The following is a 26,221-nucleotide window of genomic DNA, read 5'->3' on the forward strand; positions in this document are numbered from 1 at the left end:
GGGTCGAGGAGCGCCCGCCGTACCTGCGGGGACGTCTCGACCCGCGGACGTGGGGGAGGGGCGCTGATGGGGTTCTTCGAGCGAGCGCTCGTCGCGGCCATCGTCATCGGAGCCGGCGCCGGGTTCGTCGGCGCACTCGTCGTGCTCCGACGTCGCACCTTCTTCGCCCAGGCGCTCACGCACGGAACCTACCCGGGAGCGGTGGCGGCAGCCGCGCTCGGCATCAGCGTGCCGCTGGGGGCGGCCGTTGCCTCGGTCGTCCTCGTCGGGGTGATGGCCGGCATCGCCAGGGTGCGACGCCAGGGCGCGCAGGTCGCCGCAGGTATCGTGCTCACGGGCGGGTTCGCTGCCGGCGCCTTGCTGCAGTCCCTCCTTCCCGGCGTGCCCGTGCGGGCGGAATCACTGCTGGTGGGCTCGATCCTCACGGTGACCGACGGAGATATTCTCCTCGCGGCATCCATCGCCCTCGTCGCCGTCGCGCTCGTGGCGATGTTCGGCAAGGAGATCGCGTACTCGACGTTCGATCCGGCGGGGTTCCGCGCCGCCGGATACCGCGAGTGGCCGATCGAGCTGCTCGTGCTCGCGCTCACCGCCGCGACCGTCGTGAGCGCCCTGCCGGCGGTCGGCGCGATCCTCGCCATCGCGCTCATCGCCGCACCGGCGGCGGCGGCGCGCCTGGTCGTGCCGACGTATCGCGGCATCCTGATGGCGACGCCCCTGATCGGTGCGGCGTCGGGAGTGCTGGGCGTCCTGGCGTCGCGCGCGTTCGCCATTGCAGCCGGCCCGTCGATCGCCCTCGCGGCGACCGCGTTCTTCCTGCTCGCCTTGGGCATCTCCAAGCTGCGCGGGCTACCTTGGAACCGAGTCTCCATCCCCGTGGAGACCGCAGAGGATGCACGCATCGCATGAAACGCAACACCTGGCAACGCGAAGCCGTTCGCGAGGCGCTCGACGCCACCGACGGCTTCATCAGCGCGCAGGCGTTGCACTCGTCGCTGCACGCGACGGGGTCCCCGATCGGCCTTGCCACGGTGTACCGCGCGCTCGGCGATCTTGCCGCGAGGGGTGAGGCCGATTCCCTGCAGTCGCCAGAGGGCGAGGCGCTCTATCGGGCGTGCACGACCACCGGCCACCACCACCACCTGATCTGCCGCAACTGCGGACTGACCGTCGAGATCGCCGCCGACGAGGTCGAGGCGTGGGCGAAGCGCGTGGCGTCCGAGCACGGGTTCACGAGTGCCGCCCACGTCGTCGACGTCTTCGGGCTCTGCGAGAACTGCACGAAGTCCTTCGCAGGCTGACCTGCGCTCGGTGCCGTCGTCGTCGCCGCGTCTCAGTCGGGCTCGTGCCGGAAGTGCTCGCGAAGGAGTCGCGCCGGGGCGACCGCCGCCCACGCCTCGGCGACGACCTCCCCGAGCCGGCGCCGGGAGATGCGGTCGAGATGCACGAGCACTGCGGCGTAGCCGTCGAAGTGCGGCGTGGTGAAGAACACGGAGGGATCCTCGGAGATGAGCGCGAGCTTGACTGCCTCGTCTTCGGTCTTGGCGCCGAGCACCGGACCCGGCTGCTGTGCGATCCCGAGCGACTCGAGGTCGGCCCGGCGCAGGGGCCGCTCCCAGACGAAACCCTTCGCGTGCACCTTCCACTGCGCGTTGCCGCGCGAGAGGTGCTCGCTCGCCTCGGGTAACGCGAGCGCGAGATCGCGCACGTCGTCCCACGTCGCCATGCGCGTAGGATACGCCCGCGGATGCCGCGCCGCATGCGCTCCTTGACAGCGCCGCGTATAGTGACAGTGAACACGTCACTCGCGGACCTCCACCGTCGAGGGGACCCGCATCCGAGCGATCAGCCGATGCGGAGGGCGGGGAGGTCGGCCGCCGATGGGGGATGACTGATGCGAGTTCGTTCCGTGCTGTTCTCGGCCGGCCTCGTTGCGGTTGCGTCGGTGACGACCGCGTGCTCGGGCTTCGTCGACGTGGCGTCGACTCCGACGCCGCATGCGACGGATGCCTCGGAGACGCCGGGATCGGCACCGGGAGCCTCCCAGCCGGCCGACCAGGTGAGCGCGATCCTGGTCCAGCCGATCCACGACGCCCAGGTCGTCCTCGGCAGCGACGAGATGAACCACGTCGAGTACGGGCTCCTCGTCGTCAACGTGTTCAGCGATCCGGTGACCTTGACGGGGGTGACGGTCATCGGTCCGGATGGCGCAGAGCTCCAGGAGATCGACGGGGGCGACCTCGCGGCAGCGACCCAGTCGCTGTACACCCATGCACCGTCCCCGGTGGTCGCCGCATCGGCGGCCGTCTCGGTGGACGTCGACCTGATGCTGCCGCCCGGCGACGCGCCCGAGCGCGTGACGCACCGGATCGAGTACACGCTCCCCGAGGGTCTGCCTGGAGGCGTGATCATCGATGATCAGGTCGTGCACGGTCCCGAGGTCGTCGTCGACCGCAGGGACGCCATGGTGATCGCACCCCCCGTCGCGGGCGACGGGTGGATCGCCACCTCCGCATGCTGTTCACCCAACGTCCACCGGGATCTTCGACTCTCGATCGACGGACTCCGCATCGCGACGGCCGAGACCTTCGCCATCGACTGGGCCCTGGTGAAGGGCGATCGGGTCTACGACGGGGACGGCAGCAGCAACGAGCAGTTCTACGACTTCGGAGCGGACGTGCTGGCGGTCGCCGACGGAACCGTCGTCTCGGTCAACGACGGCGTTCAGGAGTCGATCCCGTTCAACTCCACGCCCCCTGAGACCAAGGAGGGCTTCGGCGGCAACCAGGTGATCCTCGAGATCGCCCCCGACGTCTACGCGGCCTACGGGCACCTGCAGCCGAACAGTCTCACGGTGGCGGTCGGCGATGCCGTCGAGGCGGGGGACGTGGTCGGCAAGCTCGGGAACACCGGGCCCTCGCAGGGTCCGCACCTGCACTTCGGCCTCCTCGACAAGCCCGACCTCTTCGCGGGACGGAGCCTGCCCTTCGTCCACGAGCGGTTCACCCTCGTCGGCACCGTGGACTTCTCGGCCTTGACGGGCGATGAGCTCCTGATCTCGCCCGAATCCCGCGAGCTCTCCGCGGCCTACCCGCTCTACGGCAGCATTGTGAACTTCCCCGACCGCTGAGCGCTCTGCCGCGACATCCGCTCGATTTCAACCGCGATCAGCCGATCTGGTAAGCTCTCCCTTTGGCTGGGCGCTTCCACCGCTCAGACCGTGGACAATCCCCCAGTATCGAACCGCGCGAGCGGATGGGGTTGCGTCTGCAGACAAGAGACCTTGGGAGGGGCATCCGCCCCTCGGTATTGGAGGAAAGACCAATGGCAGCAGTGTGCCAGGTGACTGGAGCCGTTCCCGGCTTCGGGCACAATATCTCGCACTCGCACCGCCGGACGAAGCGCCGCTTCGACCCGAACGTGCAGAAGAAGACCTACTACGTGCCGTCGCTTCGTCGTAACGTCACCCTGAACGTGTCCGCCAAGGGCATCAAGGTGATCGACGCCCGCGGCATCGAGGCCGTCGTCAAGGACATCCAGGCACGTGGGGTGAAGCTCTGATGGCGAAGCAGCAGGACATCCGTCCCATCATCAAGCTCCGTTCGACGGCCGGCACCGGATACACCTACGTGACCCGCAAGAACCGTCGCAACAACCCCGACCGTCTCGTGCTCAAGAAGTACGACCCCGTGGTGCGCAAGCACGTCGACTTCCGAGAGGAGCGCTAAGACATGGCGAAGAAGAGCAAGATCGCGCGCAACGAGCAGCGCAAGGCGATCGTCGACCGGTACGCGGCGAAGCGCCTCGAGCTGAAGAAGGCGCTCGTCGACCCGAACGGCACCGACGAGACCCGTGAGGCCGCTCGCGTCGGCCTGCAGAAGCTTCCCCGCGACGCGTCGCCCGTGCGCCTGCGCTCGCGCGACGCCATCGACGGTCGCCCCCGCGGCAACCTCTCGAAGTTCGGCATCTCGCGCGTCCGCTTCCGCGACATGGCGCACCGTGGCGAGCTGCCCGGCATCACCAAGTCGAGCTGGTGAGCGAAGACGCTTGACACGAAGGGCACGTCCTCGAGGACGTGCCCTTCGTCGTTCGTCGGCCCATCTCGTCTCTGCGTCAGTTTCCCGCGAGCCGCGGATCCGACGACGTGCCACAGGCCGCACCTGACCGCCGAGGGCGGGGTGCGGCATCCGCTCGATGTGGACCGCTCGCGAGATCCATCGAAAAGTCCCGGAAATCCGCGAGATTCCGCGGATCTCTGTTACATTCGAGGCGGCCTGACGGCCATGGGGGCGGTTGAACGATCGTTCCCGAGACTCTCATCGATAGCTGTACCGAACAGCGAAAGTCCGAGGAGGACACTCAATGGCTGACAAGTCGCTGAACAAGACCGAGCTCGTCGCGAAGATCGCTGCGTCGACGGGCCAGAGCCAGGCCACCGTCGACTCCGTGCTCGGCGGTCTCTTCGAGGCGCTCTCCGAGTCCGTCAAGTCGGGCACCAAGGTCTCCATCCCGGGCTGGCTCGCCGTCGAGCGCACCTCGCGCGCCGCTCGCACCGGTCGCAACCCGCAGACGGGCGCCACGATCGACATCCCCGCCGGCCACTCGGTCAAGATCTCGGCCGGCTCCAAGCTCAAGGCTGCCGTCAAGTAGCATCAGAGGCTCTGCGAGGGGCGTGCGGCTTCGGCCGTGCGCCCCTCCGTCGTTTCGGCGCCGGGATGCCTCGTCGGCGTTGGCAACGCAGGAGATGGGGACCTCGCCTGCCTCCACAGCCGGGCGAGGTCCTCGTTTCCTGCGTTACGCCCCGGAGTGAGTGCGGCGCCCCTGCGCGGCCCCCTCGGGCGACCCCTCGGGGGTCCTCGGAGGCCGCGCCTTCAGGCGCGCCGTCTAGGCTGGTTCGGTGCCCCGCTCTGTTCGTGTGCTCGGCCCTGCCGTGCTGCTCGCGGTCGCGCTCCTCGCGCTGATCGCGGGCCTCGCGTACGGCGGCGGCGCCGCGCCGCTCCCGATCCAGGATCCGGGCCCGGTCGCCCGCTGGGGCCTCCCCGTCTCGAAGCTCGTGGTGAACCTCGGCGCGGCGGGCATGATCGGCGCGCTCGTGCTCGCGCTGTGGGCGCTCAGCCCGAAGCGACGCGAGTTCGACCTGGCACTCGACGTGGCCGCGGCATCCGCCGCGGTGCTCACCGTGGCCAGCGCCGCGACCGGCGTGTTCACCTTCATCGTCGTGACCGGCACGCCCGTCGACCTCGGCAACGAGTTCGGCGCACGGCTCGGGCAGTTCATCACCACGATCGAACTCGGACGCGCCTGGCTCACCACGACGCTCGTCGCCGCGGCGGTCACGGTGCTGTGCTTCGCGGTGCGCAACCACACCGCCCTCGTGTTCGTGGGCGTGCTCGCCGTCTTCGCGCTCGTGCCGATGGCACAGCAGGGCCATGCGGCGGGCGCTGCCGGCCACGACGCCGCGGTCACCGGGCTCGGGCTGCACCTCGTGTTCGCGGGCGCGTGGCTCGGCGGACTCCTCACGATCGTGCTGCTTCGCCGCGAGCTCGGCCCCGATCGGCTCCCCGAGGTGCTGACCCGGTACTCCACCGTCGCCCTGATCTGCTTCATCGTCGTCGCACTCTCGGGCTACGCCAGCGCCGCCCTGCGCATCGGCACCTGGGACCAACTCGCCACCCAGTACGGCGTGCTCGTGCTCGCGAAGGTCGCCGCCCTCATCGTGCTCGGGCTGTTCGGCGCCGTGCAGCGTCGGTTCCTGATCGAGCGCATGGTTCGTGCGGATGCCGCGGGTCTCGACGCGCGTGCGACGTCGTCGCGCACTCCTCGACCGGCGTCGAAGACCGGCCCCGCGGCATCCGGGCAGAAGGACTTCTGGCTCCTCGTCGTCGTGGAGCTCGCGTTCATGGGCATCGCGTCGGGTGTGGCGGCCGCCCTGGCCCGCACCGCCACGCCGGTCGTCGAGGACGTCGGCTCGCTCGCCCGCACCCCTGCCGAGATCCTGACCGGCGAGCCGCTGCCACCGTGGCCCGAGTGGTGGCGCTTCTTCACCGAGTGGCGGCCCCACCTCATCTGGGGGCTGGCGTGCGGGTTCGGCATCTTCTTCTACGTCGCCGGCGTCATCCGCCTGCGGCGCCGTGGCGACCGTTGGCCGATCTACCGCACGATCCTCTGGATCGCGGGCCTGCTGCTGCTGGCGTACATCACGAGCGGCGGCATCAACGTCTACGAGAAGTACCTGTTCTCGGCGCACATGGGCGCCCACATGGCACTGACGATGGCCGTGCCCGTGCTGCTCGTGCCGGGCGCGCCCGTGACCCTCGCCGCCCGCGCCATCCGACCCAGGAAGGACGGCTCCCGCGGTGGCCGCGAGTGGATCCTGCTCGCCGTGCACTCCAGGTTCGCCGGCATCATCGCCAACCCGATCGTCGCGGCCGTGCTCTTCGCGGGCTCGCTGTGGGTGTTCTACTACTCACCCCTCTTCCGGTGGACGATCGTCGACCACATCGGGCACGAGTGGATGATCGTGCACTTCCTGATCACCGGGTACCTGTTCGTGCAGTCGCTCATCGGCATCGACCCGGTGCCGTACCGGTTGCCGTACCCGTTCCGGCTCCTGCTGCTGCTCGGCACCATGGCGTTCCACGCCTTCTTCGGACTCGCGATCATGTCGGGCACCGGGCTGCTGCTGGCCGACTGGTACGGCGCGATGGGGTGGGGCACCGATGCGCTCGCCGACCAGCAGGTGGGTGGCGGCATCGCGTGGTCGGTGGGTGAGCTGCCGACGGTGGCGCTCGCCATCACGGTCGCGGTGCAGTGGGCGCGAAGCGACGAGAAGGAATCGAAGCGGCGCGACCGCCACGCCGACCGCACGGGCGACGCCGAGCTCGAGGAGTACAACGCGCGGCTCGCTGCGATCGCCGACCACGACCGGCAGGGGTGACCGGGGGCGGATGCCGCGGCATCCCCGCTTCACTTCAACTGGATCGCGATGCTGCCGTCGGGCCTGATCGAGGCCGTGAGGGCGAGCGTGAACGGTCGGTCCTCCTCGACCTGCGAGAACTCGCCGTCGAAGAGCGACTGCACCTCCACGGAGACGTGGGCGACGCCCTCGGTGGGCGGCATCTCGAACGCCGTCTCGCCCGGCACGAGCGTGACGACGGGCGACGTGACGATGCTCCACACCGGCGGGCTGACGACGCGGTCGTCGATCTGGATCCCGAACGGGCACCCCGCGGGCTGCAGCACCTCCTGGTCGGTGCACTGCTGCAGGTACTCGTCGACCTTCAGCTGCACGCGCTGCACGAACGTGGCCGTGGGGACGGAATCGACCGTGACGGCGGCGTTGGCGGCCGGCTCGACCACCACCTCGGTCGGCACCGCCTCGAGCAGGTCGGACGTGTACCCGAACTCGTACACGGCGGGCGCGATCGCGAGATACGGCGCGACCTGCGTGAAAGCCGCGAGCTCGTCGCCGGTCTTGTTCGCACGGGTGTCGAGCGTGAGCGTGCCGACGGTGAAGAGCGGGTTGTGCGCCGCCGTCACGTTGATGACGGCGATGGGACTCACCGCGAACTCCCAACGGTGCAGGAGGCCGTACAGGGGTTCGATCGGGCGGACGTCGAAGGTGGTCTCGACGATGGACGTCTCGAGGCGGTAGCTCGCGGTCACCGAATGGGAGCCGTCGGGGTTCGCGATGTCGCTGACGATGCGCACGTCGTCGGGCCCGGATGCGATGACGTCGGAGCGGAACATGGCGGTCGAGACGCCCTCGGGGAGGCCGAGCGCCGCGATCTCGCCGGCGTCGAGGGCGACGCCCGGCGTGGTGGACGCGGTGGCGATGTCGTCGTCGGCGATGGCCTCGAGGTAGCGCTCGACGAAGCTCGATGACCCGTAGATCGTCTGGTTGAGCCCGCCGAGCGCGGCGAGGAAGGCTCCGACGAGCAGCATCGCGAGGAGCACCCAGCCTCCGACGGCCATGGGTGACAACCGACCCCTCGCCACCCCTGATGCATCCACCCGCACAAGTCTAGGTGGGCCCCATCGCGGACTCGGGCGAGGTATCCCCAGCCCTTCCCGCGCTCGCGCCCCGACCGGCCGGCGCGGTCTACAGTGGGAGCGCGCCCACTCGGCGCCATCGCCGCGGGGCCGCTCGCGGCATCCGATCGCCAGCTCGAAGGCAACACCGTGCAGAACGTGACCCTCACCCGCGAACAGGCCGCCGTGTTCCAGGCGATCGAGGGCACCCGCGACCACGTGTTCGTCACGGGTCGCGCAGGCACCGGCAAGTCCACGCTGCTGAACCACCTGAACTGGCACACGAACAAGCAGATCGTCATCTGCGCGCCGACCGGGGTGGCCGCCCTGAACGTGGGCGGCCAGACCATCCACTCGCTCTTCCGGTTGCCCATCGGGGTCATCGCCGACCACCAGATCGACCAGAACGACGCCGTGCGCAAGATCCTGAACGCCATGGACACCCTCGTCGTCGACGAGGTGTCGATGGTGAACGCCGACCTCATGGACGCGATGGACCGGTCGCTCCGGCAGGCCCGCCAGCGACCGCACGAGGCGTTCGGGGGTGCGCAGGTCGTGCTCTTCGGAGACCCGTACCAGTTGGCTCCGGTGCCCGGGGATCTCGACGAGCGGCGGTACTTCGCCGACTCGTACGCGTCGATGTGGTTCTTCGACGCCCGCGTCTGGAACGAGGCCGATCTGCGGATCTTCGAGCTTGGCGAGGTGCATCGCCAGCATGACGACGAGTTCAAGGTCATGCTGAACGCGGTGCGGCACGGGCGTGTCACCGCCGAGATCGCCGGCGTGCTGAACGATGTCGGCGCACGGCGGCCCCTGCCCGAGCACGGAGCGATCACGCTCGCCACCCGCAATGACATGGTCAACCGCATCAACGCGACGCAGCTGCATCGACTGCCGGGGCATTCGCAGGCCAGCGAGGCCGAGGTGAACGGCGACTTCGGCGGCCGGGCGTTCCCCGCCGACGAGCGGCTCGAGCTCAAGGTTGGGGCGCAGGTGATGTTCCTCCGCAACGACACGGCGATCGGCCCCGAGGCGCAGCGGTGGGTGAACGGCACGATCGGCACCGTGACCTCGATACGACGGGAGGTGCGGGTCGAGATCGACGGTGAGGAGCACGAGGTCGCACCCGTCACCTGGGAGAAGTACAAGTACGACTGGGACCCCGTGCGCAAGAAGCTCGAACGGCAGGTCGTCGCCGAGTTCACCCAGTTCCCGTTGCGACTCGCCTGGGCGGTGACGATCCACAAGTCGCAGGGGGCGACGTACGAATCGGCGATCGTCGACCTCGGCGCGCGGGTCTTCAGTCCCGGCCAGACGTACGTCGCGCTGAGCCGGCTCACCGCGCTCGACGGCCTCTACCTCAGCCGGCCGCTGCGCCCGAACGACATCATGGTCGACCGCGACGTGGAGCGGTTCATGTCGGGCGCGGTGCACGAGCTCGGCGGGGCGCTCGACCCACCCGGCACGACCGGGCCCACGAGCGAGGCCGAGTAGCTCACCCGACCCGGTTCGAACGCCGCCCCACGGCGGAAATGGTTGTCGCCACCTCACCGGGTTACAATCACTGCGGACACACGGCAGGGGGCTCGGTGGCTGAACGTCTGCGAAGCACACGACGGCGGGTCCTTCCCGCCGTCGTCGTACTGGCCGCCATCGCGCTCACGGGATGCACGGGCGGCGGACTCGATCCCGCGGCCCAGTTCGATCCCGTCGACGCCTCGCTGCCCGACGACCTGACCACCGAGCTCGAGGCGGTGCTCGACCAGGCCGTGCTGCTCAGCGGCTCGAGCGGGGGCGTGGCCGGAGTGTGGGCTCCATGGGCGGGGGAGTGGACGGGAGCCTCGGGTACGGTCGACTTCACCGAGGGCGCCCCGGCAGTGAAGACCGACACCGAGTTCCGGATGACTGCGGTGACCACCGAGATCACGTGCACGATCCTGCTGCGACTCGTCGACTCCGGCGAGGTCGCGCTCGACGACGAGGTCGCCGAGTACGTCGACTGGATCCCGGGACTCGACGGCATCACGCTCGAGCAGCTGTGCCGCCACACGTCGGGCCTCGCCGACTATTACCCCTCGTTGCGCAGCCACTTCGTCTCGAACCCCGAGCGCAACTGGCCGGTGAACGAACTGCTCTCGAACGGGCTCGCCCTGAGCCGTACCGGCCCGCCCGGTGAACAGGTGCGGATCTCGCGCACCGGCATCATGCTGCTCACCGAGGCGCTCGAACGGCGCACGGGTCGCTCATGGTCGGAGCTCGCCGAGCAGTACGTGTTCGATCCGCTCGGCCTCGAGGACACGCGCCTCCCCGCGCCCGAGGTGATGGAGCACCCGGGGGTGCTCGGCGGCTACTCGGCGGGCATCGCCCAGACCGGTGCGGTCGACTGCGCAGTGGTGGTCGACGACTCCGACCAGTCGAGCTCCAGCGGCGGCACGGCGGCCGGCGCGGTGTCGAACCTCGAGGAGACGGCCAGGCTGAACGAGGCCTTCGCGACGGGCGCGCTCCTCTCGGAGGCGACCGCGCGGGCGCAGTGGACGGTGGTTCCGCTGGGCGGGACGACGCCTGCGTGGCAGTCGGCGGGCATCGGCGCCCAGCAGTACGGGCCGATGCGTGGAGCGGCCGGTGAGTCGATCGGCGCGTTGTCGGCCGCGTTCACGGATCCCGACACGGGTCTCACGGTCGTCGTCGCGCTGAACAACTCGACCTCCGGTGCCGATTTCGTACGGGAGGTGGCCTTCGCGCTGGCCTCGCTCGGATCGAAGGCCACCCCGGCCGACGGGCGCGAGCTTCCGCTGGTCGAGCTGCCCTGGTCGGTCGACCAGGCGACGGCGAAGATGCTGGAGCTGGCGAAGTGCCCGCCGCCCGGCGAGGCGCCGGCGGCCGGCTGACGCCGCAGCGGTCGGCGGGACGAACGCCCAGGGAGGACGCCATGGACGTGCAAGGGGCTCCATCGCCCACCGATTTCGCCGGCCGGGCAGCCTTCGGACGCGAAGCGCGTCGCCGCGTTCCCCGCTCGAGCCACGCCTCGTGGGTGCCACCCGCCGATCGCTTCGACCCGATCTCGCTGCTCGAGGAGCAGGCCACCACGCGGGTGCCCGAGCTGGTGCCGATCCGACACGCGCGCATGTCGGTCTCGCCGTTCACCTTCTATCGCGGTGCGGCGCTCGTCATGGCGGCCGACCTCGCGGGCACGCCCGTCTCGGGCATCACCACCCAGATCTGCGGCGACGCGCACCTGTCGAACTTCGGGGTGTTCGGCACGCCCGAGCGCCGGCTGCTGTTCGATATCAACGACTTCGACGAGACCCTGCCGGGGCCATGGGAGTGGGACCTGAAGCGGCTCGTCGTGAGCTTCGAGGTCGCCGGCCGCCATCGCGGCTTCAGTGACGCGGAACGCGACGCGGTGAACCGTGCGGCGGTGCGGGGGTATCGCACGCGCATGCGCCGTGCTGCCGAGTCGCGAGTGCTCGAGGCCTGGTACGACCGGCTCGACGCCGAGGCGGCCTCGATGTGGGTTCGTTCCGAGAAGGAGGCCCGTCGCCTCGACAAGCGGTTGGTGAAGCGCACCGAGGCGGCCCTCGCGAAGGCCCGCGGCCGAGACAGCCTCCGGGCATTCTCGAAGCTCGTCCGCGTCATCGACGGCGAGATGCGGATCGCTGCCGATCCGCCCCTCATCGTGCCGCTCGAGGACCTTCGTCCAGAGGGCCGCACGCTCGAGGAGGACGTGCAGCAGATGCAGGCGATGCTCGAGAGCTACCAGGCGACACTGCCCGGTACGCGGCATCCGCTCGCCGAGTTCAGCTACGTGCACATGGCTCGCAAGGTGGTGGGCGTCGGCAGTGTCGGCACGCGCGCGTGGATCGTGCTGCTGCGCGGTCGCGACGACGCCGACCCGCTGCTGCTCCAGGCGAAGGAGGCGGAGGGGTCGGTGCTCGAGCGGTTCCTGCCGCCCAGCGAGTACCCACAGCACGGCGAGCGCGTCGTGCGCGGACAGCGACTCATGCAGGCGGCGAGCGACATCTTCCTCGGGTGGCAGCAGGTGACGGGGTACGACGGCGTGACGCGCGATTTCTACCTGCGGCAGCTGCACGACTGGAAGGGCGGTGTCGACGTCGAGATCATGGTTCCCTCGGGTGCTGAGCTCTATGCGAATGCCTGCGGTGAGACCCTCGCTCGTGCGCATGCGCGTTCAGGGGATCGGGTGTCGATCGCGGCCTACCTCGGCTCGACCGACCGGATGGACCGGGCGCTCGCCGAGTACGCGATCGCCTACGCCGACCAGAACGAGCGTGACTTCGCGGAGTTCCGTGCGGCGGTCGACTCGGGGCGACTGGAGGCGGCAGCACTCGCCTGACGCGACCGGCACGGCGGGCCGCTCGGAAGGCGACTCCACGTTCCCGCGCCGCTCCGACCCGACCGCCAGGTCACCGGGGTCGAGCCGTGGATGATCTCCCGGCGGGCGTGCGCACCACGCGGGCGAGCCGCTGCGCGGCACGACGGATGGGCGAGCGGGCATCGGGGAAGGCGCGCACCGGCGGGAACTCCTGACGCGCGCCCTCGGCCTCGAGCGCGATGGAGCAGACCAGCGTGTTGCGCCCGCCGACGAGCCTGCTGCGCTCGGCATCGAGCCGCCACGTCAGTCGTGCGTCTCGGGCCGGCATGCGGGTCTGCACGAATGCGCCGCTCTTCGGCTGACGCAGGGAGATCGCGACCCGCGCCCCCTGCGGGACACCGCGCAGGTTCGCACTCACCAGGATGCGGCCCCGACGGAAGCGGAGCCTGACGTTCTCGAGCGAAGCGTCGAGCGGCGGAGTGGGACGCGCGTGCCATCGCGCCGCGTCCGCCAGCACTCGTGCCCACTCGGCGACGACGGCCGCATCCTCGTGCCGCGTTGCTGCCCGCCTCGCCGCCTGTCGCATGCGGCGCTGCACGTCGGACGGCAGGTCGGCGATCCGTCCGATGGCAGCGCCGGCCGCCGCCCTGTCCCCGTCGGGCACGAGGAACCCGTCGACGCCGTCGTCGATGAGATCGGCCGGCCCGTATGGGATGTCGTAGGCGATGGGAAGGCAGCCCCGTGACATCGCCTCGGCGAGCACGAGTGGTGCGCCTTCGAACTGGCTGGTCAGGAGGGTCCACGAGGCGTGCCGGAAGGCCTCCGCCGCATCCCGGCGATGGCCCGCGAAGGAGATGGACTGCTCGAGACCGGCGGCAGCGACGCGCTCGGCGAGCGCCGGAGCCTCAGGTCCGTCGCCGTAGATCGTGAGCGAGACCGGCGTACCCGCATCCCGGCGCGCCGCCACGATGTCGACGGCGTGGTCGATGCGCTTGCGTGGGGTGAGGCTGGCGAGCACGACGCCGGCAGTCGGGTCGCGGTCGTCGTCTGCGGCGTCCGCGGGACCGGCCGCGGGCAGCTCGACCCCGTTCGGCACGACCGCGAGGTTGCCGGGGTCGGACAGGAGCTCCGCGGCATCCGCTCGCTGTCGCTCGGTCAGGAAGACCACGGCATCGAACCGCTCGAGGTGCGCGAAGACCGACCGGCGCGATTCCCGCAACAGGCCGAGGGGCCGGTCGCCGCCCTCGAGGTGCGAGTTGTGCACGACGTGCGCGGTGACGACGCTGGGGCGGCGGTACTGCGCCATGAACCGCGCGGTCGTCTTGCTGTCGACGATGGCGAAGGCCGGCTGGTCTCCGATCAGACCGTCGAGCCACGCGGCGTACCGCTCCCACTTCGTCGGCCACTGCCCCGAGAACCTTCCCTCGCGAACGTCTTCGTGGAGGTTGTGCAACCGGATGCCGGGAATCAACTCGCCCGCATCGATGAGCCGCTGCCGCACGGCGGGGTAATCGGGGCGCTCGTCGAACGTGACGACGTCGACCTCTCGGCCTGCCAGCCGGACGAACGCTCGCGACCGGTGCAGGAGGGCCGACGTCATGCCGCCGAAGTCGTCGGGGATGCCCCACGTCACGGCGAGCAGCCGCCCCTCGGGCAGGCGGACGGTCGACGACCTGGTCGGCGCCTCGTCTCGCATCACCTCACCGTACTCACCGCCGCCGTGCCACGGGAACAGGCGCGCGATCGACCGCCCCAAGCGGAGGCGTTTCACTCGTATTGGGTGATGCCCGCAGCACGGGCAGGGCGGTACGGTGTGGCATCTCGTCCACCGTTCGAAGGAGAGCCATCGTGGTCGGTCCTCGCCCCGGAGGGGTCACACTCGTCGCCATCATCGCCTGGATCAACGGTGTGCTGACGCTCATCACGGGCATCCTCCTGCTCGTCGGTGGCGCGGCCTCCGACGCCGCACCCGTCATGTGGGTCGCCTGGCTCAGCATCATCATCGGCATCCTGACGATCGCCGTCGGCGTCGGCCTGCTGCGGGGGAACAACACCGCCCGGATCGTCGCCGCGGTGGTGTTCGCGCTGAACCTCGTCTCCGCCGTGATCACGATGTTCACCGCACCGAACCAGCTCTGGTCGGCGATCATCTCGGCGGCGCTGGCCGTCATCGGCCTCGTGCTGCTCTTCAGCGAGAAGGCGAACGAGTTCTTCCGCACCGCGTGATCGGTGGCCGGCGGCATCCGGCCGAATCGAGGTGTCCCATGTGGGCGAAGGCGGTCGCCGTGACTGCAGTCGCAGGTGCGGTGATCGCCCTTTCGGGGTGCGCCGCATCGCCCGACGGGCCCGCTGACGACACGACGACCTCGGCGTCGTCCCAGCCGCCGTCGCCCGAGCTGGACGTGGCCGGCACGTTCGACATCGGCGGCGGACGACAGATGTACCTTCAGTGCAGCGGCACCGGCACACCGACCGTCCTGTTCGTGTCGGGGCAGCGTGCCTCCGCCGACGACTGGCTCATCACGGCCGACGGCGTCGACTCGGCGCCAGTCTTCTCCCTCGTCGCGGAACAGACGCGGGTCTGCTCCTACGACCGGCCGGGAACCCCCGTCGGTGACAGCCCGAGTCGAAGCGACCCGGTGCAGCAACCGGCCACCGCGGCAGCCATGGTCGACGACCTGCACGCCCTCCTGGCTGCCGCGGAGATCGCCGAACCGGTCGTGCTCGTCGCCCACTCCGCAGGCGGTCTCGCGGCGCGCCTCTACGCCTCCACATATCCTGACGAGGTGGCGGGAATGGTGCTCGTCGACGCGCTCTCCGAGGGCCTGCAGGACGCCATGACGCCCGAGCAGTGGCAGATCCAGATTCCGCTCCTGAGAGGCGACATCGACGCGGCGATCGCCGAGTATCCGCCGCTGGAGTGGGTCGACGCCGACACCAGCTTCGACCAGTTGCGAGCGGCGCCACCCGTGTCGCCGATGCCGCTCATCGTGCTCACCTCCGACGAGCCGATCGGCCCGACCATCCCAGCGCTGAAAGCGGCCGGGGTGATCGGCGACGAGATCCCCGACGACTTCGGGTATGTGACGGATGCCGCGCGGGCCAAGAGTCAGGCACGGCTCGCCCAGCTCGTGCCCGGTGCCGTGCACATCACGAAGACCGACAGCGGTCACAACGTGCACTACGAGCAGCCGGCCCTCGTCGCGGAAGCGGTCGTCACCGTGGTCGATCTCGTTCGTGAGGGGGCGGATTCCGCCGGTGGGTGACGCCGACGCCGCGATTGCGAAGGAAGCAGCACGCTTGCACGCGCTCGTCGATCGCCTAGCGGATGCCCGACCGGAACCCGCGCAGGCGCAGGCTGTTCGTGACGACGAACACGCTCGAGAAGGCCATCGCCGCGCCCGCGAGCATCGGGTTCAGCAGGCCGAACGCGGCCAGCGGGATGGCAGCGACGTTGTAGGCGAACGCCCAGAACAGGTTGCCCCTGATCGTCCCCAGCGTGCGCCGCGAGAGGCGAATCGCATCCGCCGCCGCGCGGAGGTCGCCGCGGACGAGGGTGAGGTCGGCGGCCTCGATGGCGACATCCGTTCCGGTTCCCATCGCGAGGCCGAGGTCGGCCTGCGCCAGCGCGGCCGCGTCGTTCACCCCGTCACCGACCATCGCGACGACCTTGCCTTCGGCCTGCAGGCGTGCGACGACGTCGACCTTGTCGTGCGGCAGCACCTCGGCGATCACCTCGTCGATCCCGACCTGCCGGGCGACATCGCGGGCGACCGCCGCGTTGTCGCCCGTCAGGAGCACGGGGGAGAGGCCGAGGCGGCGGAACTGCCCGATCGCTTCGGCGCTCGTCGGCTTGACGCGGTCGGCGACGACCAGCACGCCTCGCGCGGCGCCGTCCCAGGCGACCAGCACGGCGGTGCTGCCCGCCAGTTCGGCGTCGCGAACGGCCACGTCGAGCTCGTCGGGCACGTCGATCGCCCAGTCCTGCAGCAGGAGGTCGCGACCGACCACGACGAGGTGACCGTCGACGACCCCCTGCACCCCGCGACCCTCGAGCGCCGTGAACGACTCCACATCGGGCAGCGCGCCGGTGCGTTCGGCTGCCGCGGTGGTGACCGCGCGTGCGATCGGATGTTCGGATGCCGCCTCCACAGCGCCGCCGTAGCGCAGCACGTCGCGCTCGGCCGTGCCCGCAGCCGTGTGCACCCGAGTGAGCGTCATGGTGCCGGTCGTGACCGTGCCCGTCTTGTCGAGCACGATCGTGTCGATCCGGCGGGTCTGCTCGAGGACTTCCGGACCCTTGATCAGGATGCCGAGCTGAGCGCCGCGGCCGGTGCCGACCAACAGGGCGGTCGGCGTGGCCAGCCCGAGTGCGCACGGGCACGCGATGATGAGCACCGCGACGGCTGCGGTGAAGGCCGCCTCGGGCGGGAACCCGCCTCCGAGCCACGCCCCGAGGGTCGCGACGGCGAGCGCGATCACGATCGGCACGAACACCCCCGAGACGCGGTCGGCGAGTCGCTGCACCTCGGCCTTGCCCGATTGCGCGTCCTCGACGAGCCGGGCCATCTGCGCCAGCTGCGTGTCGGACCCGACGCGGCCGGCCCGAACGACGAGTCGCCCACCTGCGTTGACGGTCGCCCCGATCACCGTGTCGCCTACGGCCACCTCGACCGGAACCGACTCCCCCGTCAGCAGCGAGGTGTCGACGGCGCTGCGCCCCTCGGTGACGACGCCGTCGGCCGCGATCTTCTCGCCCGGTCGCACGATGAACTCGTCGCCCACGGCGAGCTGCTCCACCGGGATCCGCACCTCCGCGCCGTTGCGACGCACCGCGACATCCTTCGCTCCGAGCTCGAGCAGCGCCCGCAGTGCCGCGCCCGCCCGCCGCTTGGAGCGCTTCTCGAAGTAGCGTCCGGCCAGCACGAACATCGTCACGCCCGCGGCGACTTCGAGGTAGATGTTCGATGCTCCATCGGAGGGAGCGATGGTGAGCTCGAACGGATGCGTCATGCCGGGCATTCCGGCGGTGCCGAGGAACAGCGCCCAGGTCGACCACAGCAGGGCCGCCATGGTGCCGACGGAGATGAGCGTGTCCATCGTCGCGGTGCCATGGCGCAGATTGACGAGCGCCGCACGGTGGAACGGCCACGCGGCCCACAGCACGACCGGTGCGGCCAGCGCGAAGCAGAGCCATTGCCAGTACGTGAACTGCAGGGCCGGGATCATCGACATGGCGATCACCGGGATGGTCAGCACCACGCTGGCGAGCAGCCGAGTGCGCAGCGACCGCAGCTCGTCATCGCGGGGGTCTCGTGGTTCGGCCCGCGTCGACTCGCGTGACGGGACCGGCAGCGTCGCCGTGTACCCGGACTTCTCGACCTCGGCGATGAGTTCGGCGGGGTCGTAGCCGGCCGGCGCCTCGACGCGGGCCTGCTCGGTGGCGTAGTTCACCGTCGCGGTGACCCCGTCGAGCTTGTTCAGCTTCTTCTCGATGCGCATCGCACACGACGCGCACGTCATGCCCCCGATGTCGAGGTCGAGCCGTCGCGTCGATGTCGTGTCGGTCATCAGCTCAGTTCCCGTGGTCGGTGTCGGTTTCGGCGTGGGTGTCGGTATCGCCGCGTCCGTCACGGCCCGCATGGCCCGAACCGGCATTGCCGGGCGCGACGGTCGTCGATGCCGTCGCGGCGAACGCCGCGGTGTGCACCTGCCCGTCGATCTTCACGTCGAGGTACAGCAGGTAGTCGCCGATCGTGGGAACCTCGGCGGCGAACGACACCGTCGCGGCATCCGTCGCATCCCCGTGCTCGGGATGCACATGCAGGTAGGCGAGGTCTCCGGTACGAAGTGCCACGAGGTGGCCGTTCGCACCGAGGTACGGCTCGAGCACGACGGGCGCGCCGTCGCGGGTGATCGAGAAGGCCAGCTCGGATGCCGCGCCCGCGACGAGCTCGCCGTGCACCGTGACCTCGTACGGGCCGGTCGTGACGACGGTGGAAGCGGGCGGGACGGGCGACGTGGCGACGTCGCCCCCGACGTGCAGCGAGCTGGTCAGGGTCAGGCTCTCGTCGAGCGCTCGGGGCAGGAAATCGGCGAAGATCCGATAACCGCCCGCGGCCCGCCACGTCCACGGGATCGACCAGGTGCCGTCGCTCGCGAGCGTCGGGTGCACGTGCCGGAACTCGGCGCCATCCGTGCGCACGACGATCAGGTGCAGGTCCTTCTCGTGCTGGGTCGTGTAGTCGGTGACCCGGGCTCCGTCGGGTCCGGTCAGCACGAACGCGAGCGTGCCCGGCTCGCCGACGACGGCCGGCGCCGAGACATCCTGCAGCGAGTACCCGTTCTCGCTCGAGGCGACTCCCTTCACGGATGAGCCGGAGTGTGCGGCATCCGCGGGTTCGCGCTCGGAGTCGGATGCCGCGTGCGTGCCCTGCTCGGCGCCCCAGCCATCAGCCGCCGACGACGGAACGAGCACGCGTCCGCCGCCGAACGCGGCGACGAACACACCGACGAGCGCGGCAGCGAACAGGCCGAGGCGCAGCGGCGCGCGCATCTCAGACGCGCTCGGCTCGGTAGCCGGCCTCTTCGACGGCGGCGATCACGGCGGCGTCGTCGATCGGAGCCGTCGCCGTGACGACCAGGCGGCCGCTCGCGACCGAGACATCGACGGCAGAGACTCCGCCGAGCTGCTCGACCTCTTCTCGGACCGACATCTCGCAATGCCCGCACGTCATTCCGGTTACCGTGAACTCCGTCGTTGCCATGACTCTCCTTGATAGGTCCCAGGGGTATACGAACGGTGAAGACTGTATACCCCCCACCAGTATTGCGCAAGCGTCCGAATCCTGCGCTCGCACGCTTCGGTTTCCACTCTGTGCATCCGATTCCGCTCGAGGCATTCGACTCTGCTAAGAAGAGATGGTCTGCCCTACCAGCGATTGGATACGCGTGATGAATCAGTCCCACCTCGAAGAGCGCAGTGACTACGCAGTGGTGGGAGGGGGCCCGGCGATCGCAGCGGTGGTCGACCGGTTCTACACACTGGTGCTGGGCGACGACCGGCTGCGCGGGTACTTCGAGGGGATCGAAATGGTCCGGCTCAAGCGTCACCAGGTGGCGCTGGTCTCGCAGGTCATGGGCGGCCCCGTCGGCTACGCGGGGCGCGACCTGCGCGCGGCTCACGAGGGAATGAACATCTCCCGCGAAGACTTCGCCGCAGTTGCCGGCCATCTCGTGACAGCCCTGACGGAGGCGGGGGTCGAGCCCGCCATCATCGACCGCGTGACCGGCGCGATCCTCGGCACGGAGCCCGACATCGTCGGGGCCGAGGCTGCGGGCGCCTGACGAGTGGATACCGCGGCGCTGAAGGAGACGTGGGCGCTCGCCGAGGGACTCGGCGACGAGGTGCCCCAGTTCTTCTACTCACACCTGTTCATCTCCCATCCCGAGTTGCGGAGCATGTTCCCGGTCTCGATGGCGAACCAGCGAGATCGGCTCGTCGGAGCGCTCGGCCGAATCGTGTCGGCTGTGGATCAGCTCGACGAAGTCACGGAGTTCATCCAGCAGCTCGGCCGCGACCATCGGCGCTTCGAGGTCATCGCGGCGCACTACAACGCCGTCGGTGCGTCGCTGCTCGCCACGCTGAAGCACTTCCTCGGCGAGCGGTGGACCGATGACGTTGCGGCGGATTGGGCCGAGGCCTACGGCGTGATCGCCACGGTCATGGTCCAGGCAGCCGAAGAATCCGAACTGACCAGCCCGGCATCCTGGGCGGCTCAGGTGATCTCGGTCGAACGGCGCGGCCTCGACCTCGCGGTCATCCAGGTTCGCCCCGAGTCCGAATTGCCGTACGTGCCCGGCCAGTCGGTGGCGGTCGAGATCCCGTCTCGTCCGCGGCTGTGGCGGTATCTCAGCCCCGCCAACGCGCCACGCGACGACGGCACCATCGAATTCCATGTCCAGATGGTTCCCGGCGGCCAGGTCAGCAGCACGATCGTCCGCTCGCTCCCGGTCGGCGAGACGATCCGTCTCGGAGCCGCCGTTGGTCAGGAGCTGACGTTGAACGAGGCCGAGCGCGGGCGTGATCTCATCATGGTCGCGGGCGGAACCGGCCTGGCGCCGCTCCGCGCGCACCTGGAGCGAATCGACCAGGAGTGGAAGTCCACCGGAAGGGCTCCTCGGGTCCATCTGCTGCACGGCGTGCGGCTGCCGTGGAACCTGTACGAGAACCGGTTGCTTCAGAACCTCGCCGGCCGGCCCTGGTTCACGTACACACCCGTGGTCTCCGACGACCCCAGTTACCCCGGCCGCAAGGGCTTGGTCGGCGATGTCGCCGCCGAACGTGGAGCGTTGCATGGACTTCTTGCGCTGGTGTGCGGATCGCCTGAGATGGTTCGGCACACTGCCGCCCGTCTTCGTGCCGCGGGAGTCGACCCCGCCGACGTCCGGTTCGAGCAGTTCGCGACCCTCGACGAAGACAGTCACGCCCTGCATCACCACACTCATGACCCGCAGCCGTCTCGGCTGCCGCAGAAGGTATAGGGGACTCCGAATGACACAAGATGCAACCGATCCTGACGGCCTCGTCGCCCCGCCGGCCACGACCCCTGAGGAGGCGCTGGCCGTCGCCGTGAGTCATCTGCCCGACGCTCATCCGGTGCCCTTCACCATGAAGATCAGGGGCGGCGCGTACGACCGACTCGAGGTCGACACCTTCATGAGTCGCCTCTCGCAGGCGATTACCGAGGTCAAGTCAGCCACGACGGCCGTCCAAGAGGAGGTCGCTGCGCTGCGTGCCGAGAAAGGCAAGGCCCGGGCGAGCAATGCCGGCGACGAAGAGGAGATCACGGCGAGCGCGGTCGGGCTGCTGACCCAAGCCCAGCTGATCGCCGACAAGGCGGTGGCCGACGCCGAGCAGTACGCTCGCGACTTGGTGCTCACCGCTCGCAATCAGTACCGAGAGATCCTGGAACGGGCCGAGAGCAGTGCCAGTCGGGCGACTGCCACGCTCCCCAGGCAGCAGAGCCCCGTCGTCCCCGAGATCGAGTACGTGCGAACGTACGCCCAGGTCGCACAGATCCAATTGCGTTCGGTACTCGACGCGCTCACCGAACAGGTCGACCGCCTCGGCGCCGTGCCTCCGCCGACGCTCGACCCCGCGGCCCAGCACGAGTCGGATGACGGTCCCGCAGGCGAACCCGAGTGGCAGCCCTCGATCTCCGGAGTCCCCGCGCCGCAGCCGCACTGACGAACGTCGGGCGCGGCCCCTTTCGGCGCCTTGGCTGCCCCGAATCCGGGGCTGTGCGAGGCGGCGTCGGTAGCATTCACCCATGGACTTCACGGTCCGCCCCGCCCGCATCGAGGATGCCGCCGCCATGGCGAAGATGCACATGCAGTCGTGGCGGGAGACGTACCGCGGCCTGATGCCCGATCGAGTGCTCGACGACCCCGGGCTCGTCGCCGCTCGTGAGCGGTTCTGGGTCAGCATCCTCACGGATGACCGCTTCCGCGCCAATCGCACCGCGCTCGCCGAGCGCGACCGAGCCGTCATCGGCGTCGCCATGGCCGGACCGGCCGACGACGGAGCCGAGCCAGACGGGGTCGCCCACCTCTACGTGCTCTACGTGGTGGCTGCCGAGCACGGCTCGGGTGCGGGGGCCGCACTGCTGAACGCGGTGCTTCCGCCCGAGCAGCCGGCGACGCTCTGGGTGGCCGACCCGAACCCGCGTGCGCAGGCGTTCTATCGCAAGCACGGGTTCGTGGCCGACGGCACCGAGCAGGTCGATGACGGCGTGCGGGAGATCCGGATGGTGCGCCGGGCGCAGTAGCCGCGGGAGCCGCGGAAGCCGGGGCCGCGATCAGATCGCCGCCCTGAGGCGCTCGAGCGCGGCCGTCTCGGCCTCGTACATCGCCATGACGGAATCGCCGACCGGAGGCGGCACATCGGCGGCCTCGTCTCTCGCGCGTTGGAGCTGCCAGCGTGCCGCGGCCGTCTCGGGGCCGCCGTCGATGAGCGCCCGCAGCTCGTCTCCGGGCGGCAGCGCGGTGTCGACGATCCGCTCCCAGGCGTCGGCGGCGACCCTCCACGCGTCAGATCCGAGGTCCCGTCCCAGCAGGATCGCCGCCTCATCGAGGAAGTCCGCATACAGGCCCCGGAGATGTGCGCCGTGGGCGGCATCCGAGTAGATCGACGCACGCAGGCTGCCGATGCCGAGACCATCGGCGAACACGTTCGGCCAGCCCTTCTTGTTGCGGGTGTCGGTGGTCATGCGCGCCCACTTGCGCCACGCGGGCAGCGAGAAGGAGTCGGATGTCTCGCTGAGATGCTCGACCTGAAGCCGGAGCCCCTCCTCGACGGCCCGGTGCAGCTCGAGGTCGACCCGTTCGGGATCGATCGTGATCAGCCGGTGCTTGTAGGAGCCCACGCGTGCACGCGCGGCGGCCAGCCGCGCGGCAGACACGACGATCGGTGCCATCGAGCGGTCATCGATGGCGTACGAGTCGCCGTTGCGCTCGTAGACGATCACTGGCGGGCCGCCGAAACCGTCGCGCGACTCGGGCTCGCCCCGGTGCCCGAGCGTGTACGGGTCGATCCAGGCGATCGCCGGGAGTCCCTGATCGAGCTGGGCGTCGAGCGCCGACGCCGCGGACTTCGCGCCGCCGGTCTCGTGCAACTCGGCGTGCAATCCGAGCCGCTCGGTCGTTCCTCGCGCCCAGCGGTCGGGGTACTGCCACTGCCGCCGGAACCCCAGCGTGAGCACCCGCGAGCGCAGCGGCAGCGAGTCGAACTCCCACATGATGTAGCCCGCGCCGAGTCCACCGCCGACGCCGAGCACCATCGCCTCGGTCAGCGGCTCACCGGTGTGCGGTGCGACGACACCGAGGTTGGCCAGGACATTGGTGAGCGCGGCCGCCTCTCCGTCGAGCCCGCCGCGGAACTCCCAAACGGTCTCGCTGGTCTCGGCGCCCACGATGTGCCGCCGCGCGACGGTGTATGACTCACCCGTCTTGCGCATGCGGTCGCGGACGAGGTGCTTGAGGTGCTTGCGAGTCGTCATCTTCGTTCTCCAACCGGCGTCGGCGCTCGGACTCCACGCGACCGAGGCCCGCCGGAAACGGGAACGGTGTACTGCTCGCACAATCCCCGAGGACACGAATCCCCTTTGCCCCCGCGACGTCGGCCGGCGTGGACGGCCGATCAGGGGGTCCGGCGCTGAGGTACCGCCGTGGGGCCGAGGATACACGGTTCTGGTGGCGACCTGAACAGGGGCGTAGGCTCTGGCCACGAGCCGTCGGGAGATGTGGTGGGAACCTACTCCGGAGCAGCGCTGCGACATCCGGCAACGCCGAGCGACCTGCTGCGCGCCGGGCTCGAGCGGGACCCGCGCGGTCCGGCCGTCGTCTCTGCCCGGTCGCGCCTGAGCTGGGAGGCACTCGACGAGTTGACCGGCCGGCTCGCGGCCGGCTACCTCGCCCTGGGACTCGAGCCCGGTGATCGCATCGCCTCGCTCATGCCCAACCGGTACGAGCTCATCGCGCACTACCTCGCCTGCTTCCGGGCAGGCCTGATCGCGACACCGCTCAACTACCGGTACACGGTGGCCGAGATCGACCACGCCCTCGACGTCAGCGAGGCACGGATGTTGCTGACGCACGTCGAGCGCGAGCCAGACCTGGCGGCGAGTGAGCGAGTGGCCCGCCTGCCCCTCGGCACGATCGGCTACCTCGAGGCCGAGAACGGCGGCTCCGCATTCCAGGGATTGGTGGAACGCGAACGGCACGGCTCAGACCCGAGGCCGATGACTCCGGAGCCCGGCGCGCCCGCGGTCATCTTCTTCACGTCGGGCAGCACGGGTCCGCCGAAGGGCGTGACGCACACGCACCGCACCCTCGGCTGGATGTTCGCCACGGCGGCGGCCGCGCTCGAGTTCGGGGCCGGCGACCTCGTGCTGGCCGGCTCCTCGCTCTCGCACGTGGGGGCCTTCTACGTGTCGTTCGGAGCGCTGAGCGCCGGCGCCGCCATCGCTATCGCCCGCACGTTCGACGGAGACGAGCTCCTCGGTCTCCTGCGCGACGATCGACCGACCGTGTTGTCGATGCTGCCCTCAGCCCTCTTCGCGCTGACCCGCGACCACGGCGCCACCCGCCATGACTTCGCGTCGTTGCGACTCTGCCGGGCCGCGGGTGACAAGGTCTCGGCCGAGCTCGAACGCGAGTTCACCGCGCTCACCGGGTTCACCATCGACGAGGCGTACGGGCTGTCGGAGACGGGCCTCGTGAGCGTGAGCCCTCCCGCCGCGATCAGGATCGGGTCCGTGGGCCAGGCCGCCCCCGGCGTCTCGCTGTCGCTCCGCGACGATGCCGGTGACGTCGTCGAGGTCGGCGGCGAAGGTCGCGCCTGGATCAGGACGGAGGCCGCCTGCGTCGGGTACTGGGGCGATTCGACGGCGACGGATGCCGCATTCGCCGACGGTTGGCTCGACACGGGCGATGTCATGCGCGCCGATCCCGACGGCTACTTCTACTTCGAGGGACGCCGCAAGCAGATCATCGTGCATGACGGCTCGAACATCAGCCCGCAGGAGATCGAGGACGTCCTGGAGGACCATCCATGCGTCGACAGCGCCGGAGTGATCGGGATCCGCGACGAGATCCACGGTGAGAACGTTCGCGCGTACATCACGTTGCGCGAGGGGACCGAGCGGCCGCGCGACGTCGAGCTCATCCGCTTCGCACGAGCGAGGGTCGGCTACAAGGCGCCGGAGGAGATCGTCGTCCTCGACGAGATGCCGTGCACCGCCACCGGCAAGGTCGACCGCGCCGGCCTCAAGCGCATGGCCGAGGCTTCGATCCATCGGGGACGCGTCCGCTGAGGGAGCGCATCGGTGCGGACGGGGAAGCGGCGGCTATGGCCGCGCCTCGGACTGCTCGTCTCGCTCGGCGAGCCGCTGGAGTTGCCACCGATGCACGTCGGGCAGCCAATCCAACGGGGCCGATGGGCCGACCCGGGCGTCGTCGAGAGCGCCCCCGTTTCTCAGGGCGTCGACATACGCGCGATCCATTTCGATTCGCGTTCTGAGCTCTTGGGCTCGACCGACTGAGCCGTGGCCGGGGATGACGGCGTCGATCTGGTCGGCCACCCGTTCGAACAGCAGCAGCGCGGCGAGGTAGTCACCGATCGGATCCGCCGCCTCGAGGTCGAGGAACGGCATCAGGATGTCGGAGAGCATGTCGCCGGCGACGAGGACCCGGCGCTCCTCGATCAGCAGCGCCGCGTGGCCTGGGGCGTGGGCCTGATGCTCGAGGATTCGGACCTCGGGGCCATCCCATGGAATCCGTGCGGTGCCCGCGGGCAGGCCGGTGATGAGACCGAGCAGGTCCATCGGGATGTCGTCGGCGTACTCCGGCGGTAGCCCCTCTGCGACCTGCGCCTCCCAGTCGGCGTTCGACAGCAGCTCCCGCATGGCGGCAGCGCAACGCGTTGTGCCGTAGCGGGGCGCGTCGCCGAAGTCGGCGTGCCAGAGCACGTGGTCCCAGTCGGGATGCGTCGAGAAGCCGGCCGCAACGCGCTGGCCCGACTCGCGAAGGTCGTTGGCGAGATCGGCCATCTCGTGGCTGGTGATGCCGGGGTCGACGAGCAGCACCCCGTCGCGGCCCTCCACGACGACGGCGTTGCTCTTGATGAACTCGCTCTCGTGCACGAACACACCGTCGGCGACCTGGTTCAGCATGGATGTCCTCCGCTCGTCTTCGAAACCGCTTCTCGAGACGGTAGTGCCTGCGGATCGCAGATTGCGAGCCTCCAGCGCGAACGGCTCCGGGTTCATCCGATCACGACGGCTTTCGGACCCCCTC

Annotated in this window: 26 protein-coding genes; 18 read left to right on the plus strand and 8 right to left on the minus strand. The window is 69.9% G+C overall.

Annotated elements, in window-relative coordinates; genetic code table 11:
- The first annotated feature begins 66 nt into the window (after positions 1-66).
- Together HUS56_RS01655 and HUS56_RS01660 are read left to right on the plus strand one after the other, a co-directional pair.
- Positions 67-909: a metal ABC transporter permease gene (locus tag HUS56_RS01655; RefSeq protein WP_173921684.1), complete on the plus strand. Its 843-nt coding sequence runs from the start codon at positions 67-69 to the stop codon at positions 907-909.
- On the plus strand, positions 906-1,301 hold the full coding sequence (locus HUS56_RS01660) for a Fur family transcriptional regulator (protein ID WP_173921685.1): 396 nt from the start codon (positions 906-908) through the stop codon (positions 1,299-1,301). The genes HUS56_RS01655 and HUS56_RS01660 overlap by 4 nt, the downstream gene beginning before the upstream one ends.
- 32 nt (positions 1,302-1,333) lie before the next feature.
- Here HUS56_RS01660 and HUS56_RS01665 read toward each other — a convergent pair whose 3' ends face one another.
- Positions 1,334-1,726 (minus strand): MmcQ/YjbR family DNA-binding protein, encoded by a 393-nt coding sequence (locus tag HUS56_RS01665; protein WP_173921686.1) that lies wholly within the window; start codon positions 1,724-1,726, stop codon positions 1,334-1,336.
- A 168-nt stretch (positions 1,727-1,894) separates the two neighbouring features.
- On the opposite strand from HUS56_RS01665, the gene HUS56_RS01670 reads away from it, so the two are divergent.
- From HUS56_RS01670 to HUS56_RS01695, 6 genes are all read left to right on the plus strand, one after another.
- A complete protein-coding gene (locus HUS56_RS01670; RefSeq protein ID WP_173921687.1) occupies positions 1,895-3,130 on the plus strand; it encodes a M23 family metallopeptidase in 1,236 nt (411 codons plus the stop codon).
- Positions 3,131-3,324: 194 nt separating this feature from the next.
- The gene (gene rpmB, locus HUS56_RS01675; RefSeq protein ID WP_136708936.1) at positions 3,325-3,561 is read left to right on the plus strand and encodes a 50S ribosomal protein L28; all 237 of its coding nucleotides are present in this window, start codon (positions 3,325-3,327) and stop codon (positions 3,559-3,561) included.
- Entirely contained in the window at positions 3,561-3,728 is a 168-nt protein-coding gene (gene rpmG, locus HUS56_RS01680) for a 50S ribosomal protein L33 (protein WP_021760158.1), read from the plus strand. The genes rpmB and rpmG overlap by 1 nt, the downstream gene beginning before the upstream one ends.
- A 3-nt stretch (positions 3,729-3,731) precedes the next feature.
- Positions 3,732-4,037, plus strand: coding sequence for a 30S ribosomal protein S14 (rpsN, locus tag HUS56_RS01685; RefSeq protein ID WP_173921688.1), 306 nt, complete (start codon positions 3,732-3,734; stop codon positions 4,035-4,037).
- 325 nt (positions 4,038-4,362) lie between these two features.
- On the plus strand, positions 4,363-4,650 hold the full coding sequence (locus HUS56_RS01690; RefSeq protein ID WP_173921689.1) for an HU family DNA-binding protein: 288 nt from the start codon (positions 4,363-4,365) through the stop codon (positions 4,648-4,650).
- Positions 4,651-4,897: 247 nt separating this feature from the next.
- Positions 4,898-6,937, plus strand: coding sequence for a cytochrome c oxidase assembly protein (locus HUS56_RS01695; protein ID WP_217423910.1), 2,040 nt, complete (start codon positions 4,898-4,900; stop codon positions 6,935-6,937).
- Between the two features lie 29 nt (positions 6,938-6,966).
- On the opposite strand, the gene HUS56_RS01700 is transcribed toward HUS56_RS01695, so the two are convergent.
- A complete protein-coding gene (locus HUS56_RS01700; RefSeq protein WP_173921690.1) occupies positions 6,967-8,013 on the minus strand; it encodes a hypothetical protein in 1,047 nt (348 codons plus the stop codon).
- 168 nt (positions 8,014-8,181) lie between these two features.
- On the opposite strand from HUS56_RS01700, the gene HUS56_RS01705 reads away from it, so the two are divergent.
- From HUS56_RS01705 to HUS56_RS01715, 3 genes are all read left to right on the plus strand, one after another.
- Positions 8,182-9,525, plus strand: a complete 1,344-nt coding sequence (locus HUS56_RS01705; RefSeq protein ID WP_173921814.1) for an ATP-dependent RecD-like DNA helicase — start codon at positions 8,182-8,184, stop codon at positions 9,523-9,525.
- 95 nt (positions 9,526-9,620) lie between these two features.
- Complete coding sequence (locus HUS56_RS01710; protein WP_173921691.1) at positions 9,621-10,919, plus strand: serine hydrolase; 1,299 nt, start codon at positions 9,621-9,623, stop codon at positions 10,917-10,919.
- A gap of 41 nt (positions 10,920-10,960) precedes the next feature.
- Positions 10,961-12,385 (plus strand): DUF2252 domain-containing protein, encoded by a 1,425-nt coding sequence (locus tag HUS56_RS01715; protein ID WP_173921692.1) that lies wholly within the window; start codon positions 10,961-10,963, stop codon positions 12,383-12,385.
- A 70-nt stretch (positions 12,386-12,455) separates the two neighbouring features.
- On the opposite strand, the gene HUS56_RS01720 is transcribed toward HUS56_RS01715, so the two are convergent.
- Positions 12,456-14,135 (minus strand): glycosyltransferase, encoded by a 1,680-nt coding sequence (locus HUS56_RS01720; RefSeq protein WP_173921693.1) that lies wholly within the window; start codon positions 14,133-14,135, stop codon positions 12,456-12,458.
- A gap of 77 nt (positions 14,136-14,212) precedes the next feature.
- On the opposite strand from HUS56_RS01720, the gene HUS56_RS01725 reads away from it, so the two are divergent.
- Together HUS56_RS01725 and HUS56_RS01730 are read left to right on the plus strand one after the other, a co-directional pair.
- Entirely contained in the window at positions 14,213-14,590 is a 378-nt protein-coding gene (locus tag HUS56_RS01725; RefSeq protein ID WP_173921694.1) for a hypothetical protein, read from the plus strand.
- 59 nt (positions 14,591-14,649) lie between these two features.
- Entirely contained in the window at positions 14,650-15,630 is a 981-nt protein-coding gene (locus HUS56_RS01730) for an alpha/beta fold hydrolase (RefSeq protein ID WP_217423911.1), read from the plus strand.
- A gap of 55 nt (positions 15,631-15,685) precedes the next feature.
- On the opposite strand, the gene HUS56_RS01735 is transcribed toward HUS56_RS01730, so the two are convergent.
- The 3 genes from HUS56_RS01735 to HUS56_RS01745 are packed head-to-tail and all read right to left on the minus strand — an operon-like array spanning position 15,686 to position 19,131.
- Entirely contained in the window at positions 15,686-17,935 is a 2,250-nt protein-coding gene (locus HUS56_RS01735; RefSeq protein WP_173921696.1) for a cation-translocating P-type ATPase, read from the minus strand.
- A 4-nt stretch (positions 17,936-17,939) separates the two neighbouring features.
- Entirely contained in the window at positions 17,940-18,920 is a 981-nt protein-coding gene (locus HUS56_RS01740; protein ID WP_173921697.1) for a heavy-metal-associated domain-containing protein, read from the minus strand.
- A 1-nt stretch (position 18,921) separates the two neighbouring features.
- Positions 18,922-19,131 carry a heavy-metal-associated domain-containing protein gene (locus tag HUS56_RS01745; RefSeq protein ID WP_173921698.1) on the minus strand — a complete coding sequence of 70 codons (210 nt, stop codon included), beginning with the start codon at positions 19,129-19,131 and terminating at the stop codon, positions 18,922-18,924.
- 187 nt (positions 19,132-19,318) lie between these two features.
- On the opposite strand from HUS56_RS01745, the gene HUS56_RS01750 reads away from it, so the two are divergent.
- The 4 genes from HUS56_RS01750 to HUS56_RS01765 all read left to right on the plus strand — a co-directional run bounded on the left by HUS56_RS01750 (position 19,319) and on the right by HUS56_RS01765 (position 22,194).
- Positions 19,319-19,711, plus strand: coding sequence for a group 1 truncated hemoglobin (locus HUS56_RS01750; protein ID WP_173921699.1), 393 nt, complete (start codon positions 19,319-19,321; stop codon positions 19,709-19,711).
- Between the two features lie 3 nt (positions 19,712-19,714).
- On the plus strand, positions 19,715-20,908 hold the full coding sequence (locus HUS56_RS01755; protein ID WP_173921700.1) for a globin domain-containing protein: 1,194 nt from the start codon (positions 19,715-19,717) through the stop codon (positions 20,906-20,908).
- 10 nt (positions 20,909-20,918) lie between these two features.
- Positions 20,919-21,614 carry a hypothetical protein gene (locus HUS56_RS01760; RefSeq protein WP_173921701.1) on the plus strand — a complete coding sequence of 232 codons (696 nt, stop codon included), beginning with the start codon at positions 20,919-20,921 and terminating at the stop codon, positions 21,612-21,614.
- 82 nt (positions 21,615-21,696) lie between these two features.
- A complete protein-coding gene (locus tag HUS56_RS01765; RefSeq protein WP_217423912.1) occupies positions 21,697-22,194 on the plus strand; it encodes a GNAT family N-acetyltransferase in 498 nt (165 codons plus the stop codon).
- Between the two features lie 30 nt (positions 22,195-22,224).
- On the opposite strand, the gene HUS56_RS01770 is transcribed toward HUS56_RS01765, so the two are convergent.
- Positions 22,225-23,424 (minus strand): BtrH N-terminal domain-containing protein, encoded by a 1,200-nt coding sequence (locus HUS56_RS01770; RefSeq protein WP_173921702.1) that lies wholly within the window; start codon positions 23,422-23,424, stop codon positions 22,225-22,227.
- Between the two features lie 246 nt (positions 23,425-23,670).
- Here HUS56_RS01770 and HUS56_RS01775 point away from each other — a divergent pair, with 246 nt between their 5' ends.
- Positions 23,671-25,239 (plus strand): class I adenylate-forming enzyme family protein, encoded by a 1,569-nt coding sequence (locus HUS56_RS01775; RefSeq protein WP_217423913.1) that lies wholly within the window; start codon positions 23,671-23,673, stop codon positions 25,237-25,239.
- Between the two features lie 33 nt (positions 25,240-25,272).
- Here HUS56_RS01775 and HUS56_RS01780 read toward each other — a convergent pair whose 3' ends face one another.
- Complete coding sequence (locus HUS56_RS01780) at positions 25,273-26,097, minus strand: MBL fold metallo-hydrolase (RefSeq protein WP_173921703.1); 825 nt, start codon at positions 26,095-26,097, stop codon at positions 25,273-25,275.
- Positions 26,098-26,221: the final 124 nt, after the last annotated feature.

The sequence above is a fragment of the Agromyces sp. Marseille-P2726 genome, assembly GCF_902809835.1.
GTDB lineage: Bacteria > Actinomycetota > Actinomycetes > Actinomycetales > Microbacteriaceae > Agromyces.

Excerpts from the sequence above, each read along its gene's own strand:
- HUS56_RS01780 (WP_173921703.1), bottom strand. The coding sequence starts at position 26,097 with ATGCTGAACCAGGTCGCCGACGGTGTGTTCGTGCACGAGAGCGAGTTC.
- HUS56_RS01690 (WP_173921689.1), top strand. The coding sequence starts at position 4,363 with ATGGCTGACAAGTCGCTGAACAAGACCGAGCTCGTCGCGAAGATCGCT.
- rpsN (WP_173921688.1), top strand. The coding sequence starts at position 3,732 with ATGGCGAAGAAGAGCAAGATCGCGCGCAACGAGCAGCGCAAGGCGATC.
- HUS56_RS01740 (WP_173921697.1), bottom strand. The coding sequence starts at position 18,920 with ATGCGCGCGCCGCTGCGCCTCGGCCTGTTCGCTGCCGCGCTCGTCGGT.
- HUS56_RS01765 (WP_217423912.1), top strand. The coding sequence starts at position 21,697 with ATGGACTTCACGGTCCGCCCCGCCCGCATCGAGGATGCCGCCGCCATG.
- HUS56_RS01715 (WP_173921692.1), top strand. The coding sequence starts at position 10,961 with ATGGACGTGCAAGGGGCTCCATCGCCCACCGATTTCGCCGGCCGGGCA.
- HUS56_RS01660 (WP_173921685.1), top strand. The coding sequence starts at position 906 with ATGAAACGCAACACCTGGCAACGCGAAGCCGTTCGCGAGGCGCTCGAC.
- HUS56_RS01655 (WP_173921684.1), top strand. The coding sequence starts at position 67 with ATGGGGTTCTTCGAGCGAGCGCTCGTCGCGGCCATCGTCATCGGAGCC.
- HUS56_RS01735 (WP_173921696.1), bottom strand. The coding sequence starts at position 17,935 with ATGACCGACACGACATCGACGCGACGGCTCGACCTCGACATCGGGGGC.
- HUS56_RS01770 (WP_173921702.1), bottom strand. The coding sequence starts at position 23,424 with ATGACGACTCGCAAGCACCTCAAGCACCTCGTCCGCGACCGCATGCGC.
- HUS56_RS01750 (WP_173921699.1), top strand. The coding sequence starts at position 19,319 with ATGAATCAGTCCCACCTCGAAGAGCGCAGTGACTACGCAGTGGTGGGA.
- rpmG (WP_021760158.1), top strand. The coding sequence starts at position 3,561 with ATGGCGAAGCAGCAGGACATCCGTCCCATCATCAAGCTCCGTTCGACG.
- HUS56_RS01665 (WP_173921686.1), bottom strand. The coding sequence starts at position 1,726 with ATGGCGACGTGGGACGACGTGCGCGATCTCGCGCTCGCGTTACCCGAG.
- HUS56_RS01745 (WP_173921698.1), bottom strand. The coding sequence starts at position 19,131 with ATGGCAACGACGGAGTTCACGGTAACCGGAATGACGTGCGGGCATTGC.
- HUS56_RS01670 (WP_173921687.1), top strand. The coding sequence starts at position 1,895 with ATGCGAGTTCGTTCCGTGCTGTTCTCGGCCGGCCTCGTTGCGGTTGCG.
- rpmB (WP_136708936.1), top strand. The coding sequence starts at position 3,325 with ATGGCAGCAGTGTGCCAGGTGACTGGAGCCGTTCCCGGCTTCGGGCAC.
- HUS56_RS01760 (WP_173921701.1), top strand. The coding sequence starts at position 20,919 with ATGACACAAGATGCAACCGATCCTGACGGCCTCGTCGCCCCGCCGGCC.